This window comes from Pseudarthrobacter cellobiosi, assembly GCF_023913815.1.
Taxonomy (GTDB): domain Bacteria; phylum Actinomycetota; class Actinomycetes; order Actinomycetales; family Micrococcaceae; genus Arthrobacter; species Arthrobacter cellobiosi.
In genome coordinates, this window is the sequence record NZ_JAMXBK010000027.1 from 211205 (window position 1) to 229604 (window position 18400).

Annotated in this window: 20 protein-coding genes; 12 read left to right on the forward strand and 8 right to left on the reverse strand. The window is 61.5% G+C overall.

Annotated elements, in window-relative coordinates; all coding sequences use genetic code 11:
- Positions 1–71 precede the first annotated feature (71 nt).
- Positions 72–2567: an ATP-dependent Clp protease ATP-binding subunit gene (locus tag NG701_RS16485; protein ID WP_252568855.1), complete on the forward strand. Its 2496-nt coding sequence runs from the start codon at positions 72–74 to the stop codon at positions 2565–2567.
- A 204-nt stretch (positions 2568–2771) separates the two neighbouring features.
- Here NG701_RS16485 and NG701_RS16490 read toward each other — a convergent pair whose 3' ends face one another.
- Complete coding sequence (locus NG701_RS16490; protein WP_252568856.1) at positions 2772–2948, reverse strand: CsbD family protein; 177 nt, start codon at positions 2946–2948, stop codon at positions 2772–2774.
- A gap of 298 nt (positions 2949–3246) precedes the next feature.
- Positions 3247–3420, reverse strand: a complete 174-nt coding sequence (locus tag NG701_RS21225) for a recombinase family protein (RefSeq protein ID WP_252568857.1) — start codon at positions 3418–3420, stop codon at positions 3247–3249.
- Here NG701_RS21225 and NG701_RS21230 point away from each other — a divergent pair.
- The 4 genes from NG701_RS21230 (at position 3388) to NG701_RS16515 (ending at position 6456) form a co-directional block, all read left to right on the forward strand.
- Positions 3388–4428: a tyrosine-type recombinase/integrase gene (locus tag NG701_RS21230; protein WP_252568858.1), complete on the forward strand. Its 1041-nt coding sequence runs from the start codon at positions 3388–3390 to the stop codon at positions 4426–4428. The genes NG701_RS21225 and NG701_RS21230 overlap by 33 nt on opposite strands.
- Entirely contained in the window at positions 4418–4966 is a 549-nt protein-coding gene (locus NG701_RS16505) for a DUF6262 family protein (protein ID WP_252568859.1), read from the forward strand. Before NG701_RS21230 ends, NG701_RS16505 begins: the two co-directional genes overlap by 11 nt.
- A 662-nt stretch (positions 4967–5628) precedes the next feature.
- Positions 5629–5916 carry an META domain-containing protein gene (locus NG701_RS16510; protein WP_252568860.1) on the forward strand — a complete coding sequence of 96 codons (288 nt, stop codon included), beginning with the start codon at positions 5629–5631 and terminating at the stop codon, positions 5914–5916.
- 222 nt (positions 5917–6138) lie between these two features.
- On the forward strand, positions 6139–6456 hold the full coding sequence (locus NG701_RS16515) for a hypothetical protein (RefSeq protein WP_252568861.1): 318 nt from the start codon (positions 6139–6141) through the stop codon (positions 6454–6456).
- A gap of 79 nt (positions 6457–6535) precedes the next feature.
- On the opposite strand, the gene NG701_RS16520 is transcribed toward NG701_RS16515, so the two are convergent.
- Genes NG701_RS16520 through NG701_RS16540 form a run of 5 tightly spaced genes read right to left on the reverse strand, consistent with a single transcriptional unit; the run spans position 6536 to position 11162 of the window.
- Positions 6536–7699, reverse strand: coding sequence for an NAD(P)/FAD-dependent oxidoreductase (locus NG701_RS16520; RefSeq protein ID WP_252568862.1), 1164 nt, complete (start codon positions 7697–7699; stop codon positions 6536–6538).
- Entirely contained in the window at positions 7696–8511 is an 816-nt protein-coding gene (locus NG701_RS16525; RefSeq protein ID WP_305884425.1) for an amino acid ABC transporter ATP-binding protein, read from the reverse strand. Before NG701_RS16525 ends, NG701_RS16520 begins: the two co-directional genes overlap by 4 nt.
- Positions 8508–9452 carry an amino acid ABC transporter permease gene (locus tag NG701_RS16530; RefSeq protein WP_252568863.1) on the reverse strand — a complete coding sequence of 315 codons (945 nt, stop codon included), beginning with the start codon at positions 9450–9452 and terminating at the stop codon, positions 8508–8510. The genes NG701_RS16525 and NG701_RS16530 overlap by 4 nt, the downstream gene beginning before the upstream one ends.
- A 17-nt stretch (positions 9453–9469) precedes the next feature.
- Positions 9470–10426, reverse strand: a complete 957-nt coding sequence (locus tag NG701_RS16535; protein ID WP_252568864.1) for an ABC transporter substrate-binding protein — start codon at positions 10424–10426, stop codon at positions 9470–9472.
- Positions 10427–10448: 22 nt separating this feature from the next.
- Entirely contained in the window at positions 10449–11162 is a 714-nt protein-coding gene (locus NG701_RS16540) for a GntR family transcriptional regulator (protein WP_252568865.1), read from the reverse strand.
- Positions 11163–11944: 782 nt separating this feature from the next.
- Here NG701_RS16540 and NG701_RS16545 point away from each other — a divergent pair.
- Positions 11945–12700, forward strand: a complete 756-nt coding sequence (locus tag NG701_RS16545) for an MIP/aquaporin family protein (protein ID WP_252568866.1) — start codon at positions 11945–11947, stop codon at positions 12698–12700.
- 44 nt (positions 12701–12744) lie between these two features.
- Complete coding sequence (locus tag NG701_RS16550) at positions 12745–13800, forward strand: alpha/beta fold hydrolase (RefSeq protein ID WP_252568867.1); 1056 nt, start codon at positions 12745–12747, stop codon at positions 13798–13800.
- 142 nt (positions 13801–13942) lie between these two features.
- Here the strand turns inward: NG701_RS16550 and NG701_RS21235 are convergent, their stop codons facing one another.
- A complete protein-coding gene (locus tag NG701_RS21235) occupies positions 13943–14698 on the reverse strand; it encodes an IclR family transcriptional regulator (RefSeq protein ID WP_252568868.1) in 756 nt (251 codons plus the stop codon).
- A gap of 142 nt (positions 14699–14840) precedes the next feature.
- Here NG701_RS21235 and NG701_RS21030 point away from each other — a divergent pair, with 142 nt between their 5' ends.
- From NG701_RS21030 to NG701_RS16575, 5 genes are read left to right on the forward strand one after another with little or no spacing between them, the layout of a single operon-like run.
- The gene (locus tag NG701_RS21030; RefSeq protein WP_256475890.1) at positions 14841–14972 is read left to right on the forward strand and encodes a hypothetical protein; all 132 of its coding nucleotides are present in this window, start codon (positions 14841–14843) and stop codon (positions 14970–14972) included.
- A complete protein-coding gene (gene dhaK, locus NG701_RS16560) occupies positions 14969–15961 on the forward strand; it encodes a dihydroxyacetone kinase subunit DhaK (protein WP_252568869.1) in 993 nt (330 codons plus the stop codon). The genes NG701_RS21030 and dhaK overlap by 4 nt, the downstream gene beginning before the upstream one ends.
- A gap of 1 nt (position 15962) precedes the next feature.
- Entirely contained in the window at positions 15963–16616 is a 654-nt protein-coding gene (dhaL, locus tag NG701_RS16565) for a dihydroxyacetone kinase subunit DhaL (protein WP_252568870.1), read from the forward strand.
- Entirely contained in the window at positions 16613–17329 is a 717-nt protein-coding gene (locus NG701_RS16570; protein ID WP_252568871.1) for an HPr family phosphocarrier protein, read from the forward strand. The genes dhaL and NG701_RS16570 overlap by 4 nt, the downstream gene beginning before the upstream one ends.
- Positions 17330–17383: 54 nt before the next feature.
- Entirely contained in the window at positions 17384–18391 is a 1008-nt protein-coding gene (locus NG701_RS16575) for a dihydroxyacetone kinase subunit DhaK (protein WP_252568872.1), read from the forward strand.
- Positions 18392–18400: the final 9 nt, after the last annotated feature.

Sequence of the window (18400 nt, forward strand, 5' to 3'; positions counted from 1 at the left end):
TCGGCGAACACCCCCACGAGAGCCCGCGGCGACATAGCATCAAGGTAGGCGGCAGCCAGGAGTGTGGTGAAATGTTTGAGCGATATACGGACCGTGCCCGTCGCGTGGTTGTGCTTGCCCAGGAAGAGGCACGCATGCTGAACCACGGTTACATCGGTACCGAACACATCCTCCTGGGTCTGATCCATGAGGGTGAGGGCGTTGCCGCCAAAGCTCTTGAGTCCTTGGGCATTTCGCTCGACGGCGTCCGCGGGCAGGTGCAGGAGATCACCGGCCCGGGCCAGCAGGCCCCGTCCGGCCACATCCCCTTCACCCCGCGGGCCAAGAAGGTGCTGGAGCTGGCCCTGCGCGAGGCCCTGCAGTTGGGCCACAACTACATCGGCACGGAGCACATCCTGCTCGGACTCATCCGCGAGGGTGAGGGTGTGGCCGCGCAGGTGCTGGTCAAGCTCGGCGGGGACCCGGACAGGGTCCGCCAGCAGGTCATCCAGCTCCTCTCCGGCTACCAGGGCAAGGAAACCACCGGCGCCGGCGTCGGCCCCGGTCAGCCCGAAGGCACTCCTGCCGGCTCCGTGGTCCTGGACCAGTTCGGCCGGAACCTGACCCAGGCTGCGCGGGAGAACAAGCTGGATCCCGTGATCGGGCGCGAATCCGAAATGGAACGCGTCATGCAGGTCCTTTCCCGACGCACCAAGAACAACCCTGTACTGATCGGTGAGCCCGGCGTCGGCAAGACCGCCGTCGTCGAAGGCCTCGCCCAGGCCATCTTCCGCGGCGACGTGCCGGAGACTCTCAAAGACAAGCAGCTGTACACCCTGGACCTCGGTTCACTGGTGGCCGGCTCCCGGTACCGCGGTGACTTCGAAGAGCGCCTGAAGAAGGTCCTCAAGGAAATCCGCACCCGCGGCGACATCATCCTCTTCATCGACGAGATCCACACGCTTGTGGGTGCCGGCGCTGCTGAAGGCGCCATCGATGCTGCGTCCATCCTGAAGCCCATGCTGGCCCGCGGCGAACTGCAGACCATCGGTGCCACCACGCTGGATGACTACCGTAAGCACATCGAGAAGGATGCTGCCCTTGAGCGCCGCTTCCAGCCGATCCAGGTCAAGGAACCCTCCGTGGCCGACGCGATCGAGATCCTCAAGGGCCTGCGTGACCGCTACGAGGCACACCACCGCGTCACCATCACCGACGGCGCCCTGGTCGCCGCCGCGAACCTCGCCGAGCGTTACATCTCGGACCGCTTCCTGCCGGACAAGGCCATCGACCTGATCGACGAGGCCGGCGCCCGGCTGCGCATCCGCCGGATGACCGCCCCGCCGGAGCTCAAGGTCATGGACGAGCGCATCGCCGCCATGAAGCTGGAGAAGGAGTCCGCGTTGGATGCGCAGGACTACGCGGGTGCCGCAGCGCTGCGCGACCAGGAGCAGAAGCTCATCACCGTGCGCAGAGAGAAGGAACGCGGATGGAAGACCGGCGGCATGGACGACATCTCCGAAGTTGATGAGGAACTGATCGCGGAGGTGCTGGCAAATGCCACCGGCATCCCGGTGTTCAAGCTCACCGAAGAGGAGTCCTCGCGCCTGCTGAAGATGGAAGACGAGCTGCACCAGCGCGTGGTGGGCCAGGATGAGGCGATTAGGTCGGTTTCGCGGGCTATCCGCCGCACCCGTGCAGGCCTGAAGGACCCCAAGCGTCCGGGCGGCTCGTTCATCTTCGCCGGCCCCACGGGTGTGGGTAAGACCGAACTCGCCAAGGCTCTTGCCGAGTTCCTGTTCGGTGAAGACGACGCCCTGATCACCCTGGACATGTCCGAGTACTCGGAGAAGCACGCCGTGTCGCGGCTCTTCGGTGCCCCTCCGGGCTACGTCGGTTACGACGAGGGCGGGCAGCTGACCGAAAAGGTCCGGCGTCGTCCGTTCTCCGTGGTCCTCTTCGACGAAGTGGAAAAAGCCCATGCGGACCTCTTCAACTCACTCCTGCAGATCCTCGAAGACGGCCGCCTGACCGATAGCCATGGCCGGGCGGTGGACTTCAAGAACACCGTGATCATCATGACCACCAACCTCGGCACCCGGGACATCTCCAAGAGCGTGGCCACCGGCTTCCAATCCGGCACGGACACGCAGACCGGCTACAACCGGATGCGCGCCCGCGTCACGGAAGAGCTCAAGCAGCACTTCCGCCCCGAGTTCCTCAACCGCGTAGACGACGTCATCGTCTTCCCCCAGCTGACCCAGGAGGAGATCATCCAGATCGTGAACCTGATGATCGGCCGCCTGGAGCAGCGCCTGGCGGACAAGGACATGGGCATCGAGCTCACCACCGCAGCCAAGGTTCTCCTGGCAACACGCGGTTACGACCCGGCCATGGGTGCCCGGCCGCTGCGCCGCACCATCCAGCGCGAGATCGAGGACCAGCTCTCCGAAAAGATCCTCTTCGGCGAAATCAAGCCCGGCGAGATCATCGCGGTCGACGTTGATGGCGAGGGCGAGGACGCGACGTTCACCTTCGCAGGAAACACGAAACCGCGGATCCCGGACGCACTGCCGGCCGCGACCTGAACAGCAACCACGTCTGACCGCCGTTGAGGCGGGCTGAAGTCCGGTGTCACACCTCACTGTGCTGCAGGCGAAGGATTCCATGACGCCCTCAGGATCCAGCCGGGGTGCGGCTACGGCGTGGCCAAGGCGGGGGTGCGGCTACGGCGTGGCCAAGGCGGGGGTGCGGCCCGCCCGGCCTGCAGCCCCGTTTTCCGGCCTAGTGGATCAGTGTTTCCTGAAGGCGCCTTTGACTTTTTCGCCGGCCTGCTTCAGGTCGGCTTTGATGTGCTGGCCCTTGCCCTCAGCCTTCAGCCGGTCGTTGCCGGTGGCATCGCCTGCTGCTTCTTTGCCCTTGCCGTGGAGCTTCTCGGCAGCGTTATGGATCTTCTCACCCAAACCCATGGTGGGTCTCCTTAGTTGGCCGCCCCGTCGACGTGAATGCCGCAAGAGGCCGACAATTCATTGTACGGACAGACCCGCGATAAGAAGCAGAACTGGACCCGTCCGCCATTTGAGGTGCCGCTGTGCCTCCGGCAATGGTGGGTTTGGATCCAGGTCGGGGTGCCGTGTGCGGTCCCGGTGGCAGCCCGGGAGATCAGTGGTCTTCGCCGCCTTTGTGTGTAACTTCTAGGGCGCCAGCCGGTGGTAGGCAGAAGCAAAATGTATGAGCGGGTCCGGTACTTCCGCCGCTGGAGCGTCACTACCCATCGCAAGCACCTCTCCCACGATGAGCACGGTCCAGGGTGTGAACCACGATGACATCCCCCTCGCGGGCCTGGTCGAGGGCTTCATGCAGTCCTGGCCGGTTTGTGGTGGATCCTGATTTCTTGTCCAGGTAGATGTGCCGGGCGGGGATCCCCTCCCCGCCCGGCACATCTACCTGGACCTGCCTTGGGATTGCCTAGACCGCGACCACGACGGGAACTATGTCCTGGTCTACGACGACCTCAAGAACAACAGGCCCGGCCGGCGGCTTCCGATCACCCAGGCGACCGCCGAGCTAATCACCACCCAACAGAAAGCAATCCGGCAGCGGTTCCCCGACAGCAACCCGGCCTCGCTGGTTCTTCTGCCCTCAGACCAGCCAGACCCGGATGGCCGGCGTCCGATGGCCCGACATCACATCGGCCGGGCCCACCGCGGCTGGATCGCTGCGCTGCCCTCTCCTCTCCGGCGCTCCGACGGCAGCAGCTATGACCTGACCACGATCACGCCCTACTCCTATCGACACACCTACGCGCAACGGCACGCTGACGCCGGCGTCGCGCTCGATGTACTCGCCGAGCTGATGGGCCACGAGCTGTTGAGCTCGACTCAGGCCTATTACCAGGTCGGCGAGAAACGCCGCCGTGCCGCGGTCGACCGGCTGGCCGACCACCGGTTCGACCGGCACGGCAACCACCTCTGGCGAGACGCCCAGGCTTTACTCGAAGACGAGCACGCGCGCCACACGCTCGGCCAGGTATCGGTGCCCTACGGCAACTGTCACGAACCCTCTAACGTCCAGGCAGGGGGTGGCTCCTGTCCATTCCGGTTTCGCTGCGTCGGCTGCGATCACTTCCACACCGATCCCTCGCACCTGCCCGAGTTGAAGGCATACCTGCATGACCTGCTCCGTGACCGCGAACGCGTGCTGGCCACCACCGATCTCGAAAACTGGGCCAGAACAGAAGCTTTACCCTCAGAGGAAGAAATCCGCCGGGTGAAAGAACTCGTGCACCGGGTCGGGGAACATCTTGAACAGCTCGCCCCGCCGAACAAGCCGACATCGCCGCCGCCATTTCGGCCGTTCGGCGCACCCGCCAGGTCACCAGTCTGGGTATGCCCGCGATCAGGGGCCACCCCGATCCCAGCGCGGGACTGGAGAGACCGTGAACAATAACACCAACGGCATCGCCGCGGCCCGGCAAGCCCACAGCACAAGATGCCGGCAACGTGTCCTCGCCGCGCTCGAGCAAGCTGTTCGTCTGGGCACCGAAATAAGCATCTCCGCGATCGCCCGCCGCGCCGGGGTGGACCGCAGCTTCCTCTATCGCCACCGCGACCTTCACGCCGCGGTGCTCCTCAAGGCCGCCGAACCAACCACCGCAAGGACCGGAGGACCGAGCGTCAGCAGGCCATCCCTCGTAGCCGACCTGGCCAACGCTCATGACCGCATCACCCGTCTGACCCGCGAAAACGCCCAACTCAGCCAGCGCCTGTCCGAGCATCTCGGCGAACAGGTGTGGCGGGAGTCCGGCCTCGGAGCCCCCGACGATGTCGACCGTCTGCACCGCCGCGTCACCGAGCTGGAACAACACGCCGCAGAACAACACCGGCAACTCTCAGAACGCGGCGACGAGCTCGACGCGGCACGGGCAGCCAACCGCGAGCTCATGACCCGGCTTAACCGGCCACACCCCGGCGGGTGTAAGCACTAGGACCACACTCCTGTGGCCCACGCCAGAGTGGCGCCCGACGACGCCTGACCTGCACAATCGAGGTCTGTTCCTTGCCGGAGTCCCGTCGGACCCCGAGGTGACCTGGGATGTGGACAGGCCGTGGGACGTTGCCGGAGTCCGACAAGCCTTTGGCAGAGTCCTACGGGTGGAGACGAACGCATGACTTCGCCTGTCTGGTGAAGGCGCGACCGGGACCGGTATGGGCGTTCGCGAAGACCAAGCCACACTCGTGTCAGCCTGGCGCGGCTGCGGCTACAACAGTCAGCGGATCCACCTCTGGTGACACGGCCTCTGGCCAGCTTCAAGACAAAGCCGCTGCGTGCGTATAGGCTCCCAGCAGCGTCCACCTTCAAGGGAGCACAATGAAGCGCACTGGGGTCTGGAACTATGGCGTTCCTCTCATCTTGATCGGCACACTAATGACATCCTGCGGAGCCCAGACTTCGGACGGACAAGGTCCTTCCGTATCGGCTCCTTCCTCGACCAGCCTCAGTCCCGCCCCGACCATCCCTGTGACTTCCGCTACCTCCCCGACCAGCTCCACCCCGCCCCAGGAAACATGTGCGGCGTTCCTGCCATCGGCCCCGTGTGCCATCTATACGAGCACTTCCGGAACAGCGGGTGGGAGGAATCTGCCGTGGGTGGCGTCGGGCAGCCTCAGGGTTCAGCTGAACTCCGTAAACGGGGACCTTTACCTGAGCGTGAGGACCAACTGCGCGCCCATTAGCGGGCCAGTGGAAATCACCGGGAACACCATGACCGCCGGTGACCTTGCCATCGGCGCTATAGGGTGCCCGGAGGAGCTCAGCCGGCAAGACCAGTGGGTCCTGGAAGTCCTGAAACGTCCGGTAGAAATGACCTTCAGCCAGGACTCCCTTCAGTGGAAGAGCGGAGCAGACACACTCAGCTTCAAAAGCGCAGATTCCTGAACAGCTGGAGGTGCCGTTGTGGGACTGGCCGGCGGGACTGCCCCAGCGCGAGCTGATGACCCGACTCAACCGGCCACACTCCGACGGGTATAAACACTAGGACCACACCTGTGGCCCACGCCAGAGTGGCGCCCGACGACGCCTGACCTGCACAAACGAGGTATGTTCCCTGCCGGAGCCACGTCGGACCCCGAGAGAACTTTGGAACTGAGCCTGGCTCCGTTGCTCCAAAAAAAGGTGGCCTCTGGCGCCGCCGCTACACTCTCAAGGGTCGAGTGGTTAATACCGGAGGTAGTCGTTCAGGAGACTGTGCGTCACCACAACGAAGCTTATGAGGCTGCGGTCAAGAAGACGATCCCGAGCCTGCGGAGGACTGAGCGCGCTCTTGTACAGCTTGGCCTCTCGGTGGGTCTGAATGCTGAGGAGCTGGTCCGGAATTCTCAGATTGAACACGACTATGAGAACAAGCTCCGCGCGCGTATTGACGAAATGGCTGGCGTTTTGTCGAAGGACGGCCAGCGGCGGAAGTCATCCAGGTAGTGAATCATGTCGGACATGATCTTCTCCGGCCCACGAACGGCCGCCCATCGAACCATATTTCGGACATCGACAAAACGCGTCATTTGGTCCCGGCTTCCGCTGTTTCGGAAGCAACGGAGAACCGTGAGAGCCCAAAGCTCTCAAGGGACTCGTGCCTGGTTCCAGTGAGCACTTCCTCGGCAACGGTTTCAGCGAGGTGAGCTGCCAGTGTGACTCCGCTGTGGGTTGCCACGGCGTAGAGCGAATGGTCGTCGATGATCCAGTCGGCGATGGTGAGTCCGTCTTCCGGAAGTACGCGAATACCCAAGCGGACGTTTTCGGTGGCAGCGTCTTTCATGGATGGGTACAGTTCGCGGACCCTATCCAACAGGAGCGCCGGTACGGTCCAGATCCTCGGGTCGTCGAGATCCCATTTGCCCCCGGTTGGGTGGTCGGCGAACGTGATACCTCCATTGCGGGCCGGTCGCATTGCGATGCCTTCGGCTCGAACGATGTGCCTGATGCCAGAACGAACGGGACCGGTGGTACTGATGATTCCGACTCCGGAGTCTTTGCCGGAGCTGCCACTCCGTGTAGGTTCGAGCGTCGGGAAGTCAATACCGGCCGTGGAGAGGATGCCGCGGTTTCCGTTGCCGGCGGCCAGGACGATGACGTCTGCAGTACGGTGTCGAACATCTCCGTCAGGGGTTCGGGTCGTGACCAGATTTGGCTGAACGTTTGTGACGGTCTCGTAGGGAGCAAAGACCGCTCCTGCTTCGACGGCGCGGTTGACGAGGCTGGAGCACATTGTCAGTGTGTCGACCCAGCCTTCTTTCGGGAACAGGGCTCCGCCCTTGAGCCTGGGGGCTTGAAGCGAAGGCTCCAGGGCGCGGACGTTGGCGGCGCTCAGGAGCTGCGCTTCGTATCCTTTGGCGGCGTGCTGCTGGACTTGGAGTTCTATGGCTGCCATCTCGTCGTCGGTTTGTGCGATCTGCACGTTGCCGATCTGATGGAACCATCTGGAGCCGCCCTTGCCTGCCGAGCGGGCTGCGCGTTCATGTGCTTGGAGCCCGAGCAGGTTGAGGCGGCTGTACTCGTGAGGTGATTTGTCGTTGGAGTTCACCCAGGCGAATGTTGCCGCACTCGTCGCGGATCCAACCTCTGCGGCATCGACAACGGTGACGGCGGCGCCGCGGCGCGTCAATTCATCCGCCAGTGAGCATCCGATGATTCCGGCGCCGACGATGAGAACTGTCTGCTTCACTGTGCGTCAAGCCTTTCTTGGGGTGCGAGGGTCCCGACGGAGGCGAAGAACTTCTTGGCTCGCGGGGTTGAGGGGCTGTGCAGCACGGTTTTAGGTGCGCCGCGTTCGATGATGCGGCCGGCGTCCATCATGATGACCTCGTCGGCGACGTCTTCGGCGAACCGCATTTCGTGGGTGACGATCATCATTGTTGATCCGAGGTCGGCAAGGCCGCGCATGACCGTCAGCACTTCGCTGACAAGTTCAGGGTCCAGTGCACTGGTTGGTTCGTCGAACAGCAGAACCTTCGGTTCCATCGCCAGCGCGCGGGCAATGGCCACGCGTTGTTGCTGTCCGCCTGATAGTTCACTTGGGTAGTGATCCATCCGGTTTCCGAGCCCCACTTGCTGCAGGACTCTGCGGCCAATTTCCTTGGCAGCTTCCTTTTTGACGCCTTTGACGATCATGGGGGCGATGGTGACGTTTTCAAGGGCGGTGTAATGAGGGAACAGGTTGAAGTGCTGGAACACCATGCCAAAGTTGAGTGTCTGCTTGCGCGCTACTCTCTTCGAAACCGGCACTCGGTGTCCTTTCCGGACTTCGTGCCCGATCATTCTTCCCTCGAAGAAAATCGCGCCGCCGTCGATGGCTTCCATCATGTTCACAGTGCGCAGCAGCGTGCTCTTGCCGGAGCCGGAAGGGCCTACGAGACAGGTCACTGACCCCGCATTGATGTTCAGGCTTACATCGTCCACGGCGCGGAGCTCACCGAAGTGCTTGCTGACGCCTACAAGTTGGAGCAGCGGGGTTTCTGTTTTCAGGTCGGTTGTCATTTCACGCCTCCGGCGAGGTCTTCTTTGGCTGCAGCTGCCAGGGCCGCTTTGGGACTGCCGGGATTTCGACGCGCGAATCCTCGGCCGAAGCGCTTTTCAAGCCGCGCTTGGCCGAACATGGCAATACTGGTGAGCACCAGGTACCAAATGACGGCCACCACGAGCAACGGGATAGTCTCAAAGTTCCGGGCATAAATGGTCTGCACGGTGGTCAACAGTTCGGTATAGCCGATAACAGAGACCAACGAAGTGCTCTTGAAGATGGTGATCACGTCGTTCGCCAGCGACGGGATGATCACACGGATGAGCTGGGGGCCAAGGATCTTCTGGTACGCCTTGAACGGTGGCATGCCCAGCGATTTGCAAGCCTCGAACTGACCGGAGGGCAGGGACAGGATCCCCCCTCGGAAGATTTCGGCAGTGTACGCGCCGAGATAGACCGACAGTCCAATGATCGCGGCGCTGAAGCGCGTGATGACGTCATTGGTCGGCACTTCGGCGAAGCTTGGTCCAAAGGGGATTCCAATGCTCAGGGTAGGTGCCAGGGCGCCGAAGAAGAAGACAACCAGCAACATAACCAACGGCGGCATGGCTCGCATGAGCCAGATGTAAAGAATGGCCAAAGTCCGGAGAACAACGAAGGGCGACATCCGGCACCATGCCGTGAATACTCCCAGGATCAGTCCCAGGACTGTGGTGAGTACGGTCAGATATATGGTGTTCAGCAGCCCGTTCATAATCACTTGGCTGAACAGGTAGGAGAAAACGACGTCCCATTTCCAGTTGTCGTTGAAGACAACAAACTGGATCAACGTCAGGCCCAGATAGACGGCCAGGGCAATGGTAAGCCAGTGCCCCAGCCCGATCCTGGGCCTGATCGTCAGTGAAGCAAGGTCCTTTGGAGAGCCGTGCGCTGAAGGAGGGCTTACCTTCCGTCGCATTAGCAGGCTGGACATTTCTACTTGCCTCCGAGCTTGTTCTTGCTGTTAATCGGCATCTCGGGAATGCCGAAGTCCTGCAGTCCCCATTTAGCCAGCAAGTCCTCATAAACCCCGTCCTTGACGAGTTTGAGCAGAGCAGCCTGCAGGGCATCCCGGAGCTGCGGGTTGTCCTTGTTGATGCCAATCCCCAGCACGCTCTTTTGTTCGGTATAGACGATCTTGAAAAGCTCTGGCTCCTTCTTCACGTTGTAGAGCATCTGCGGAAGGTCTCCCCAGAACGCATCTGCGGCACCGCTCTTCACGGACAAGATGCCAGCGCCGGTATCTTGGTAGCCGTTGATCTCCAGCTTGGCCGCACTGGTGGTTTCACACTGCGTTGCTGTCTTCTCCAAATTGCCTTGCTGGGACGTTCCCCGGGCATATCCGATCCTGAGGCCGCAGAACCGCTCAGGTGTGAGCGAGTCTTGCTTCAAGGACTTGTCGGCCATGACTGCAGTGCCGTTCTTGAGATAGTCGATGAAATCGATCTTTGTTTGGCGTTCGACGAAGTCACCGATAGAGGCAATAGCGTCATAACGCTTGGCCTCCAGGCCAGGGACCATGCCATCAAACGTGCCTTCCTGCAAGTCGATTTCAGTTCCCAGCACCTTCCCTGCTGCCCGAAGGAGATCGGGATTGAGCCCGCTGATCTTGCCGTCGGAATCAATGAATTTCACCGGTTCGACATCCGCGTTAATGGATACGACTATCCGGCCATTCTTCTTAGTCTCTTCCGGGAGCATCCCGGCGATAGTGTCGTCCTTCTGGACGGAGGCGACGATGTCCGCGCTTCCCGCTTGCTGGCCGCCGTCGTCCACGGTGGGGTTGGCGCAAGCGCTGACTGCCAAAAGCCCCACCATGGTGGAAAGGGCCAGAATTGTTACTCGCTTCATGGCGTTGTTCTCTCTGACTGAGTTGTTATTGGGGGATCTCACGAACCGCACTGTTCATGAGCCATCAGTGGTTCTGTTCGCTGTACTCGACGTAGAAGTCGATGGCGTCCGGCCGTAGGTAGTAGGCGGTGGACTCAGCGATCTGACCGTTTGGCTGCCACATAAGCCTTCTTCGCCTGAGGACAGCCACTCCGGGATCGATGCCTAGCAGGACCGCGTGTCGCTGTTCCAGCAGGATCGGGTCGAAGTACATTCTGGATCGCGCGATTTGCACTCCGGTGCTGGCGAAGTAGGCTCGCACCGCCAGTTCCTCCAGCTCTTCTTCGAGCAAGCGGGGAGCCAAGCTGAAGGGAATAGCGGCGACCTCGACCATGAACGGTTTCTCGTCCTGGTCGTAGTTCACGCGGACGAGCTGGATCACAGCTTCGTCATCGTCGATACCCGGCACGTCAACCTCAGCCTTGCCCGCAGGCATTACGCCCGCTGACACGACCGCAGTCCTGCCAGGGATACCAGCGCTGCCAATCCTCGGGTCAATCGAGCGCAAGAGGTTCACCTGCCGAGCACCTTCGGCAACGTGAGTTCCCAAGCGTTTCTGCCGCACGACAAGGCCAGCATGGGCCAGGTCGTTCAGGACCCGTTGGGCAACAGAGCGGCTTACACCATGCTCGGCTTGCAACTCTGCCTCCGTAGGCATCCTCGCGCCAGGAGGAAGGTCGCCCGAATGGATCCGTGCCTCCAGGCCGGTGCGAATCTTCACGTACAGTGGGGTGCTCATGTAATTGACCGTACAATTATGTCTATGACCGGTCAATGGCTTTTTGGATCTTTTTGTTGCATGGGTCACGTCCCCCTGCGCACAGAAGCCAGAGCCGGATTCGGCGGATCCATCCCCTAGTCAGGCGGAGCCCGGCCCACACCAGACATGCGGACTCAATGGGCGTGTCCCTGAGCTATCCAACCCAACAGCCAACCCCGCCGAACCAATCAGCGGGCACATCAGCTGGCCGCCGTGGCAGAAGCTACTGGCCATTGACAGTGGGACCGTTGCCGCGACTCAGTCCGGTGGGCCAACCTGCGGATAAACGATCTTCCGCATGGAAGCAAAGGAGGAGGTCGGGGGATCCCGACCTCCTCCTTTGCTTCGCGGGGGTATTAGCTGCGCCGATGACTGCTTTCTCGATTCCAGACCTCTTCCTGATTCCGCGCATCAGCGAGCCGTTCGTTGGTGGGACATTTCCTACGAAAAAGGATCCGTTAGACGGCGCGGCGCGACGGTTAAGAGCGAATTTGGATCTCGCCTTCGCATTCAGTAAACGGGCCAGTCATCCCCGCTGAGGGATTCGATGTGCCCGTCCGCGGGGGTTTACAGGCTCTCCTCGCTCCATCGCTGGCTCTCTCGACCCCAGTGGTTCGATCAGGCCGGCTGGTATGGTCCGGGCGGTGCAAGTCCATCACTCGGCCTATTGACAGGCAAACGCTAGGGGCATATCTTGAATCTCATTCGGTAATATCGAATGTTCTTCGACATCGTCGTCATAAACTCGAAGGAGAGTTTTTATGGAAGATTCCAAACTGTGGCAGAAGCTGTTCTCGGAAGTCCTCGGCACCGCCTTACTCGTTCTTGTAGGTGCCGGGTCCGTCCCGGCGACCCTAATCCTTAACGGCGACCGCGGGATTTCTATGGCAGATCTCGGGGTTATCGCCCTTGCATGGATGTTGATTGTTATTGCCCTCGTGTACACGCTCGGTCATATCAGCGGAATGCACGTGAATCCGGCGGTGAGCCTCGGGCTTGCAGTGTCTGGTCAGATGCCTTGGAGGTATGTGCCCGGGTACGTCGTTGCGCAGTTAGTTGGCGCGGCCATCGGAGCCCTCGGCATCGCTGCCGTCCTCGGCCAGGCCGGTATCACCAACGGGTTAGGGACGACCGCCTACGGGCCGTCGCTGTCTCCGTGGAGCGTCATGACTGCGACCTTTATCGGCACTTTTGCGCTCGTATTCGTCGTCCTCGGCGTAATTCATCGCAAGGCCGCTCCAGGCTTCGCAGGTCTGGGCATCGGCGCCGTCGTCGGGGCCCTTGTCATTACGCTCGGCGCTACGTCCGCAGCATCGATCAACCCCGCTGCCAACTTCGGCCCCATGCTGGCACTCCAGATCTTTGGAGGCAGCGTTCTCTGGGAGCAGTTGCCTGGTTATGTAATAGCGCAGCTCATCGGCGGAGTTGCAGCCGCGCTGGTTTACCAGACTCTTCCTCCGCGCGAGTTGCCAGCAGTGTCCGTCGCTAAGAACGAGGTTGCAACCTTGGACGCGTGAATACACCAGTCCAATCGCCTCCGAATCCAGAAAGAAAGACCGGAATGACTGACAATACCTTCTATACCGATGAGTCCATGCAGGGCCAATACAAGCTGTTTGACCTTGGAGACTTCGTCCTTGAAGAGGACCACGAGACGCTCAGAGGAGCAAAGCTCGCCTACCGCACCTTCGGGCATTTGAACCAAGCTAAAGACAATGCCGTGCTCGTTACCACCTGGTTTTCCGGTACCGGCAAGATCATGGAAGACGTTTACATAGGCGCCAATCATGCGTTGGACCCGGCAACGTACTTCATCATCGTTGTGGACCAAATCGGCAGCGGAACGTCGTCGTCGCCGAACAACACACCAGTTCCTCAGTCCCATGCTAGATTTCCGAAAGTTCGAATTGGCGACGACGTGCGCGCACAGCACAAGCTCGTCACTGAACTTTTTGGGATCGATTCACTTGCTCTGGTCGTGGGCGGATCAATGGGTGGCCAGCAGGTGTACGAATGGGCGGTCCGGTATCCGTCGGCGGTCCGCCGCGCCGCCCCTATTGCCGCAACCGCGCGGATCTCACACCATCAGGTGATCTTCACCCAGTCACTTCAGGAAGCACTCACTTCCGATCCGAATTGGAACGATGGTTGGTATAAGGCGGGCACGGACGTACGTACTGGAATGGGCCGCATGGCGAAGATTGTCGCTAACCTCGGATGGAGCGCAGAGTTCTACCAGGAGGAACGCTGGCGTACGGTTCTCGGCATGTCGTCCCCGACAGACTTCATTAATGGTGTGATGAAGGCATACTTCGATCCCATGGATCCGAACACCCTGCTCGCCCAGATATGGAAATGGCAACGTGCAGACGTCTCCCGCCACACCGGAGGCGACATTGCAGCGGCACTGGGCAGAATAGAAGCCGATACGCTTGTGCTCCCGATCAGCCATGATCTTTTCTTCCCGCCCCACGAGCACAGCGCAGATCATGCACTGATTCCAAATTCAGAACTCCGGGTCATTGAATCCAAAGAAGGCCACTTCGCCTTGAACGGGTTCGAACCGAACTACATGGGCCAAGTGGACGGACACCTCAGAGACCTTCTGGCCCGCTAACCCGCCTCACGAAAGGACTCCTCAGCCGCCGGAAGCTTCGTGATCCGGCGGTTGAGGTCCCTAGCGACAGGGTTGTCGAGCACACCAACTAAGTCTTTTCGCCGCTGAATCGTTCTGAGTATTACTCTACGTAAACGCAACGCTAGCGGGCCTGAGGGGACCAGGCAGAGGCTCCGAGTTCCCGTGAAATAGTCCACGCCGCGTCGCGGAGTTCGCGGATAGTGCCCTCGCCTGCCGGCCACTCACTGACGGAAAGCACTACCGACAGTGCTGCGACCACCGTGCCACTCTCACCATAAATGGGGGTGGCGACTGAGGCCTCGCCGATGATTGCTTCCTCGTACTCGAACCCGAGCGCATTCTTCCGCACTTCTTCCAGCTGTGCACGGAGCGCAGTAGGATCGGTCATCGTTTCGGCAGTGAATTCGGCCATCGGCCTGCCGAGCACCTCATCTTCTAGCTCAGGGTTGTAAGCGAGCAACACCTTTCCGAGGGCCGATGCGTGGGTCGGGAGGTTTAGGCCTGTTTCAGGCATCTGTTCAGTGCCGTCGGGCCGACGGTCGTGATGGATGATCAAGACTTCATCGAGAAGGTTCACGCCCAATCGGCTGGCATAACCGGTCCGACGGGAGAGTTCATGCATCCACCGCATCGCACGGGAGCGGACATCCAATGTGTCGAGATAGACGCTGGAAAGTCTCAGCAACGCCGGACCAAGGACGTAACGGTTGCCGGCACTTTCCTGGGCAACCAGGCCGTGCGCCTGCAGCGACTTCACAAGTCCATGGACAGTGGAGGGCGGAAGCTCCAACGCCGCGGCAAGTTCGGAGATCCCAAGGCGTCGCGCCCCTTGAAGGAGCCCGAGGATCCTAGCCGCGCGGTCAATCGACTGGATCACAGCGTTCCCCTCCCATCATCGGTTGCTTCTGTACTTAACAATCAAAATTAGCCTCTTGACACCGAGGAACCTAAACGGCATTATTCGATAATAGCGAAACGCAATCGATAATGTCGAACTCGTTCAAAGGAGAACTTTAGTTATGGGCGAAAACCGCTCCTGCCACAAGCTTGCCACCGACTTCCTGGAAAAAACCACCGTCCCCGGCCTGGGCGGAGTCGTAGCTGTTCCGGCCCCCGCAGAAGCTCTCGTGGAGCAGGACTCCCGGGCATGAAGAAACTGATCAATTCCCCACAGACGTTGCTGGCCGACGCACTGCGCGGTGTCGCCGCAGCCCACAACCAACTGTCCGTGGACTTCGAAAACCGCGTCATTTTCAGCACGGCACCGCGGGAGGGACGCGTCGCACTGGTTTCCGGCGGCGGTTCCGGACACGAGCCCCTGCACAGCGGCTTCGTCGGCGCTGGAATGCTGGACGCAGCCTGCGCCGGTGAAATCTTCACCTCCCCCACTCCCGACCAGATCCTCGCCGCAGCAAGCGGTGTGGACTCCGGCTCCGGTGTCCTCTTTGTCGTCAAGAACTACACAGGTGACCTACTCAACTTCGAGATGGCGGCCGAACTCGCCCGCGAACAAGGAATCGAAATTGCCACAGTCATCGTTGCCGACGACGTCGCAGTCGAGGACTCAACCTGGACAGCTGGACGCCGCGGAGTCGGCACCACGTTGATCCTGGAAAAAGTCGCCGGCGCCGCAGCAGCCCAAGGCTGGCCGTTGGAGAAAGTCCGCGTACTGGCCGAACGGATCGCCCATGCCGGACGTTCCATGGGCGCGGCACTGACAAGCTGTACGGTTCCTGCCGTCGGCAGGCCCAGCTTCGAACTTCCCGGAGGGGAAATGGAACTTGGTGTTGGCATCCACGGCGAACCGGGCCGTAAACGCGTGCCCGTCATGAGCGCCGCCGAACTGTCCGAAGCACTGGTCGAATCGATCACCACCGACTACGACTTCACAGGCAAACCGGTCATCGCCCTGTTGACAGGTCTCGGGGGAACCCCGCTGATCGAGCTATACGCCATGTTCGGCGAGGTGGCCGACCGGCTCAAGGAACGCAACATCACGCTCGCACGGTCCCTGGTCGGGGACTACATCACCAGCCTGGACATGGCCGGCTGCTCCCTGACCCTCGTCGAAGCTGACGAGGAAATCCTTCACCTCTGGGACGCCCCTGTGGACACTCCCGCCCTGCGCTGGAAGGCCTGACATGACCGAAGAAGAACTCACCGTCGAAGCCCTTCACGCCTGGCTGCAACGCTTCGCTGCAGACATCACCTCACAGGCGGACTGGCTCACGGAACTGGACTCCGCCATCGGCGACGCTGACCACGGCACCAACATGGTTCGCGGCACCACAGCGGTCATCGCCAAACTCGACGCCGGAACACCGGCCACCGTCCAAGACCTGCTCAAGAGCGTCGGCATGACACTCGTTTCCACCGTCGGCGGGGCCAGCGGCTCCCTCTACGGCACCTTCTTCCTGGAAATGGGCCGCAACAGCCCAGCATCGGGGCAGTTGAAGGCCGCGGAGTTCGAAGGAGCTGTCCGCGCCGGTGTGGACGGTGTCATCGCCCGGGGACACGCTGGGATCGGCGACAAAACAATGATCGATGCCTTGGAACCTGCCACCACGGTTCTTGCGAAGTCACTGGCCAACGGTACTGACCTGCGTGGCTCCATCGCCACCGCCGCAGCCGCAGCGTCCAAAGGCAGGGACTCCACCAAACCCCTCGTGGCCCGGAAAGGCCGCGCCTCGTACCTCGGCGACCGCAGTGCCGGGCACATCGATCCCGGAGCCGCATCCGCGGCCATCCTTGTCGCAGCACTCGCTGCCAGCGTCGAGGAAGGAAGTACCCGATGATCGGCATCGTCCTTGTCTCCCACAGCGAAGCATTGGCCAAGGCTGCACGGGACCTGGCCCTGCAAATGGTCCACGAAACCCAGCCGCCCATCCGCATCGCCGCAGGAGCCACAGGAGGCTTCGGTACCGACGCCACGGCCATCGCAGCAGCGATCGATGAGCTGGCCGACACCGACGGTGTCCTTCTCATCACCGACCTGGGCTCGGCCGTTCTTAGCTCATCACTGGCCCTCGACCTGAGGGAAAGCACCCACCCAGTCGTCATCAGTGACGGGCCCTTCGTGGAGGCGACAACGGCAGCCGTCGTTGGCGCCGCAGCGGGCGCCACCCTGAAAGTTATCGCCGCTGACGCCAGTAACGCCCTCGACGCGAAAAAGACACAACCCGTCACCGGGCCAACAGGAACGCCATCGGCGCCCGCATCGAACGATCACCAAGCAAGCGCCGAGGAACGCCTCATGAACCCCATGGGCCTGCACGCCCGGCCAGCGGCACTGCTGGTCCAGACCGCCGGAAAATTCAGTGCAGAGATCGAACTGACAAACACCACCGCAGGACGCGGCCCGGTGGACGCCTCCAGCGTTATCGGGATCCTGTCCCTCGCCGCGAGCAAGAACGACCAGATCCGCATCGACGCCAACGGTCCCGACGCACCTCAGGCCGTGAACGCCGTCAAACAACTCGTCCTCCAAGGATTCGGCGAACTTTCCTAACAACCCGATTGATCTCTCTGACGCATCATCAACTAGCAGAACCGGAGTAATCCCATGCCCACAGCCGTGCGCCGTCACATCATCAACAACCCCCACAACGTCATCGACGAAGCCCTCGAGGGCTTCGTCCTGACCTACCCGGAACTGGTGACATTCAACAACGAAAACAACCTCATCTCCCGCAAGAACCTCACACCCGGCAAAGTCGGGCTGGTCTCCGGCGGCGGCTCCGGACACGAACCCCTGCACGCCGGATTTGTCGGCAGCGGCATGCTCGACGTCGCCGTGTGCGGGGCTGTATTCGCCAGCCCGACAGCCGACCAGGTCCACGCCGGCACCCAGCTGGCTAACACCGGCGCAGGTGTCGTGCAGATCGTGAAGAACTACACCGGGGACGTCCTGAACTTCCAGATCGCCGCCGCCCTGGCTGATGAGGACGGCTTTGCCGTGGAGCAGGTCCTGGTCGATGACGACCTCGCCTCCGATAATGGCAACGATGGCCCCGGACGCCGTGGAACCGCTGCAGTGGTCACCGTCGAAAAGGTCTGCGGCGCCCTAGCCGAACGCGGCGCCGACGCCAGCACCATCGCAACCCTTGGCCGCGGAGTTGTGGCACGCTCCCGCAGCCTCGCCATCGCCCTGGACGCTGGCGCCCACCCGGGAGAATCCGCTGCCGCATTCGAGCTCGAACCGCACGAGGTCGAATTCGGCGTTGGAATCCACGGTGAACGCGGCACCGGGCGAATCCCCTACGCACCGGCCGATGACCTGATCGAACAACTCGTCTCCCCTTTGGCAGCGAGCCTTGACCTCAAGCGCGGCCAGTCGGTCATCGCGATCGTCAACGGCCTCGGCGGCGCATACCCGCTGGAACTATCCATCGCCGCCCGCCACGTCCACAACCTCCTTAACGGCCGCGGTATCGCCGTCGCCCGCATCTTGGCCGGAACCTACGTGTCGTCCCTGAACATGCATGGCCTTTCGGTCACCCTGACGGTGGCCGACGACGAACTGCTCAGCCTATGGGACGACACCGTCCGCACCCCTGCTCTTACTTGGTAAACGAAACAA

Excerpts from the sequence above, each read along its gene's own strand:
- NG701_RS16485 (WP_252568855.1), top strand. The coding sequence starts at position 72 with ATGTTTGAGCGATATACGGACCGTGCCCGTCGCGTGGTTGTGCTTGCC.
- NG701_RS16490 (WP_252568856.1), bottom strand. The coding sequence starts at position 2,948 with ATGGGTTTGGGTGAGAAGATCCATAACGCTGCCGAGAAGCTCCACGGC.
- NG701_RS16525 (WP_305884425.1), bottom strand. The coding sequence starts at position 8,511 with ATGACAACCGACCTGAAAACAGAAACCCCGCTGCTCCAACTTGTAGGC.
- NG701_RS16530 (WP_252568863.1), bottom strand. The coding sequence starts at position 9,452 with ATGCGACGGAAGGTAAGCCCTCCTTCAGCGCACGGCTCTCCAAAGGAC.
- NG701_RS16540 (WP_252568865.1), bottom strand. The coding sequence starts at position 11,162 with ATGAGCACCCCACTGTACGTGAAGATTCGCACCGGCCTGGAGGCACGG.
- NG701_RS16545 (WP_252568866.1), top strand. The coding sequence starts at position 11,945 with ATGGAAGATTCCAAACTGTGGCAGAAGCTGTTCTCGGAAGTCCTCGGC.
- NG701_RS16550 (WP_252568867.1), top strand. The coding sequence starts at position 12,745 with ATGACTGACAATACCTTCTATACCGATGAGTCCATGCAGGGCCAATAC.
- NG701_RS21030 (WP_256475890.1), top strand. The coding sequence starts at position 14,841 with ATGGGCGAAAACCGCTCCTGCCACAAGCTTGCCACCGACTTCCTGGAA.
- dhaK (WP_252568869.1), top strand. The coding sequence starts at position 14,969 with ATGAAGAAACTGATCAATTCCCCACAGACGTTGCTGGCCGACGCACTG.
- dhaL (WP_252568870.1), top strand. The coding sequence starts at position 15,963 with ATGACCGAAGAAGAACTCACCGTCGAAGCCCTTCACGCCTGGCTGCAA.
- NG701_RS16570 (WP_252568871.1), top strand. The coding sequence starts at position 16,613 with ATGATCGGCATCGTCCTTGTCTCCCACAGCGAAGCATTGGCCAAGGCT.
- NG701_RS16575 (WP_252568872.1), top strand. The coding sequence starts at position 17,384 with ATGCCCACAGCCGTGCGCCGTCACATCATCAACAACCCCCACAACGTC.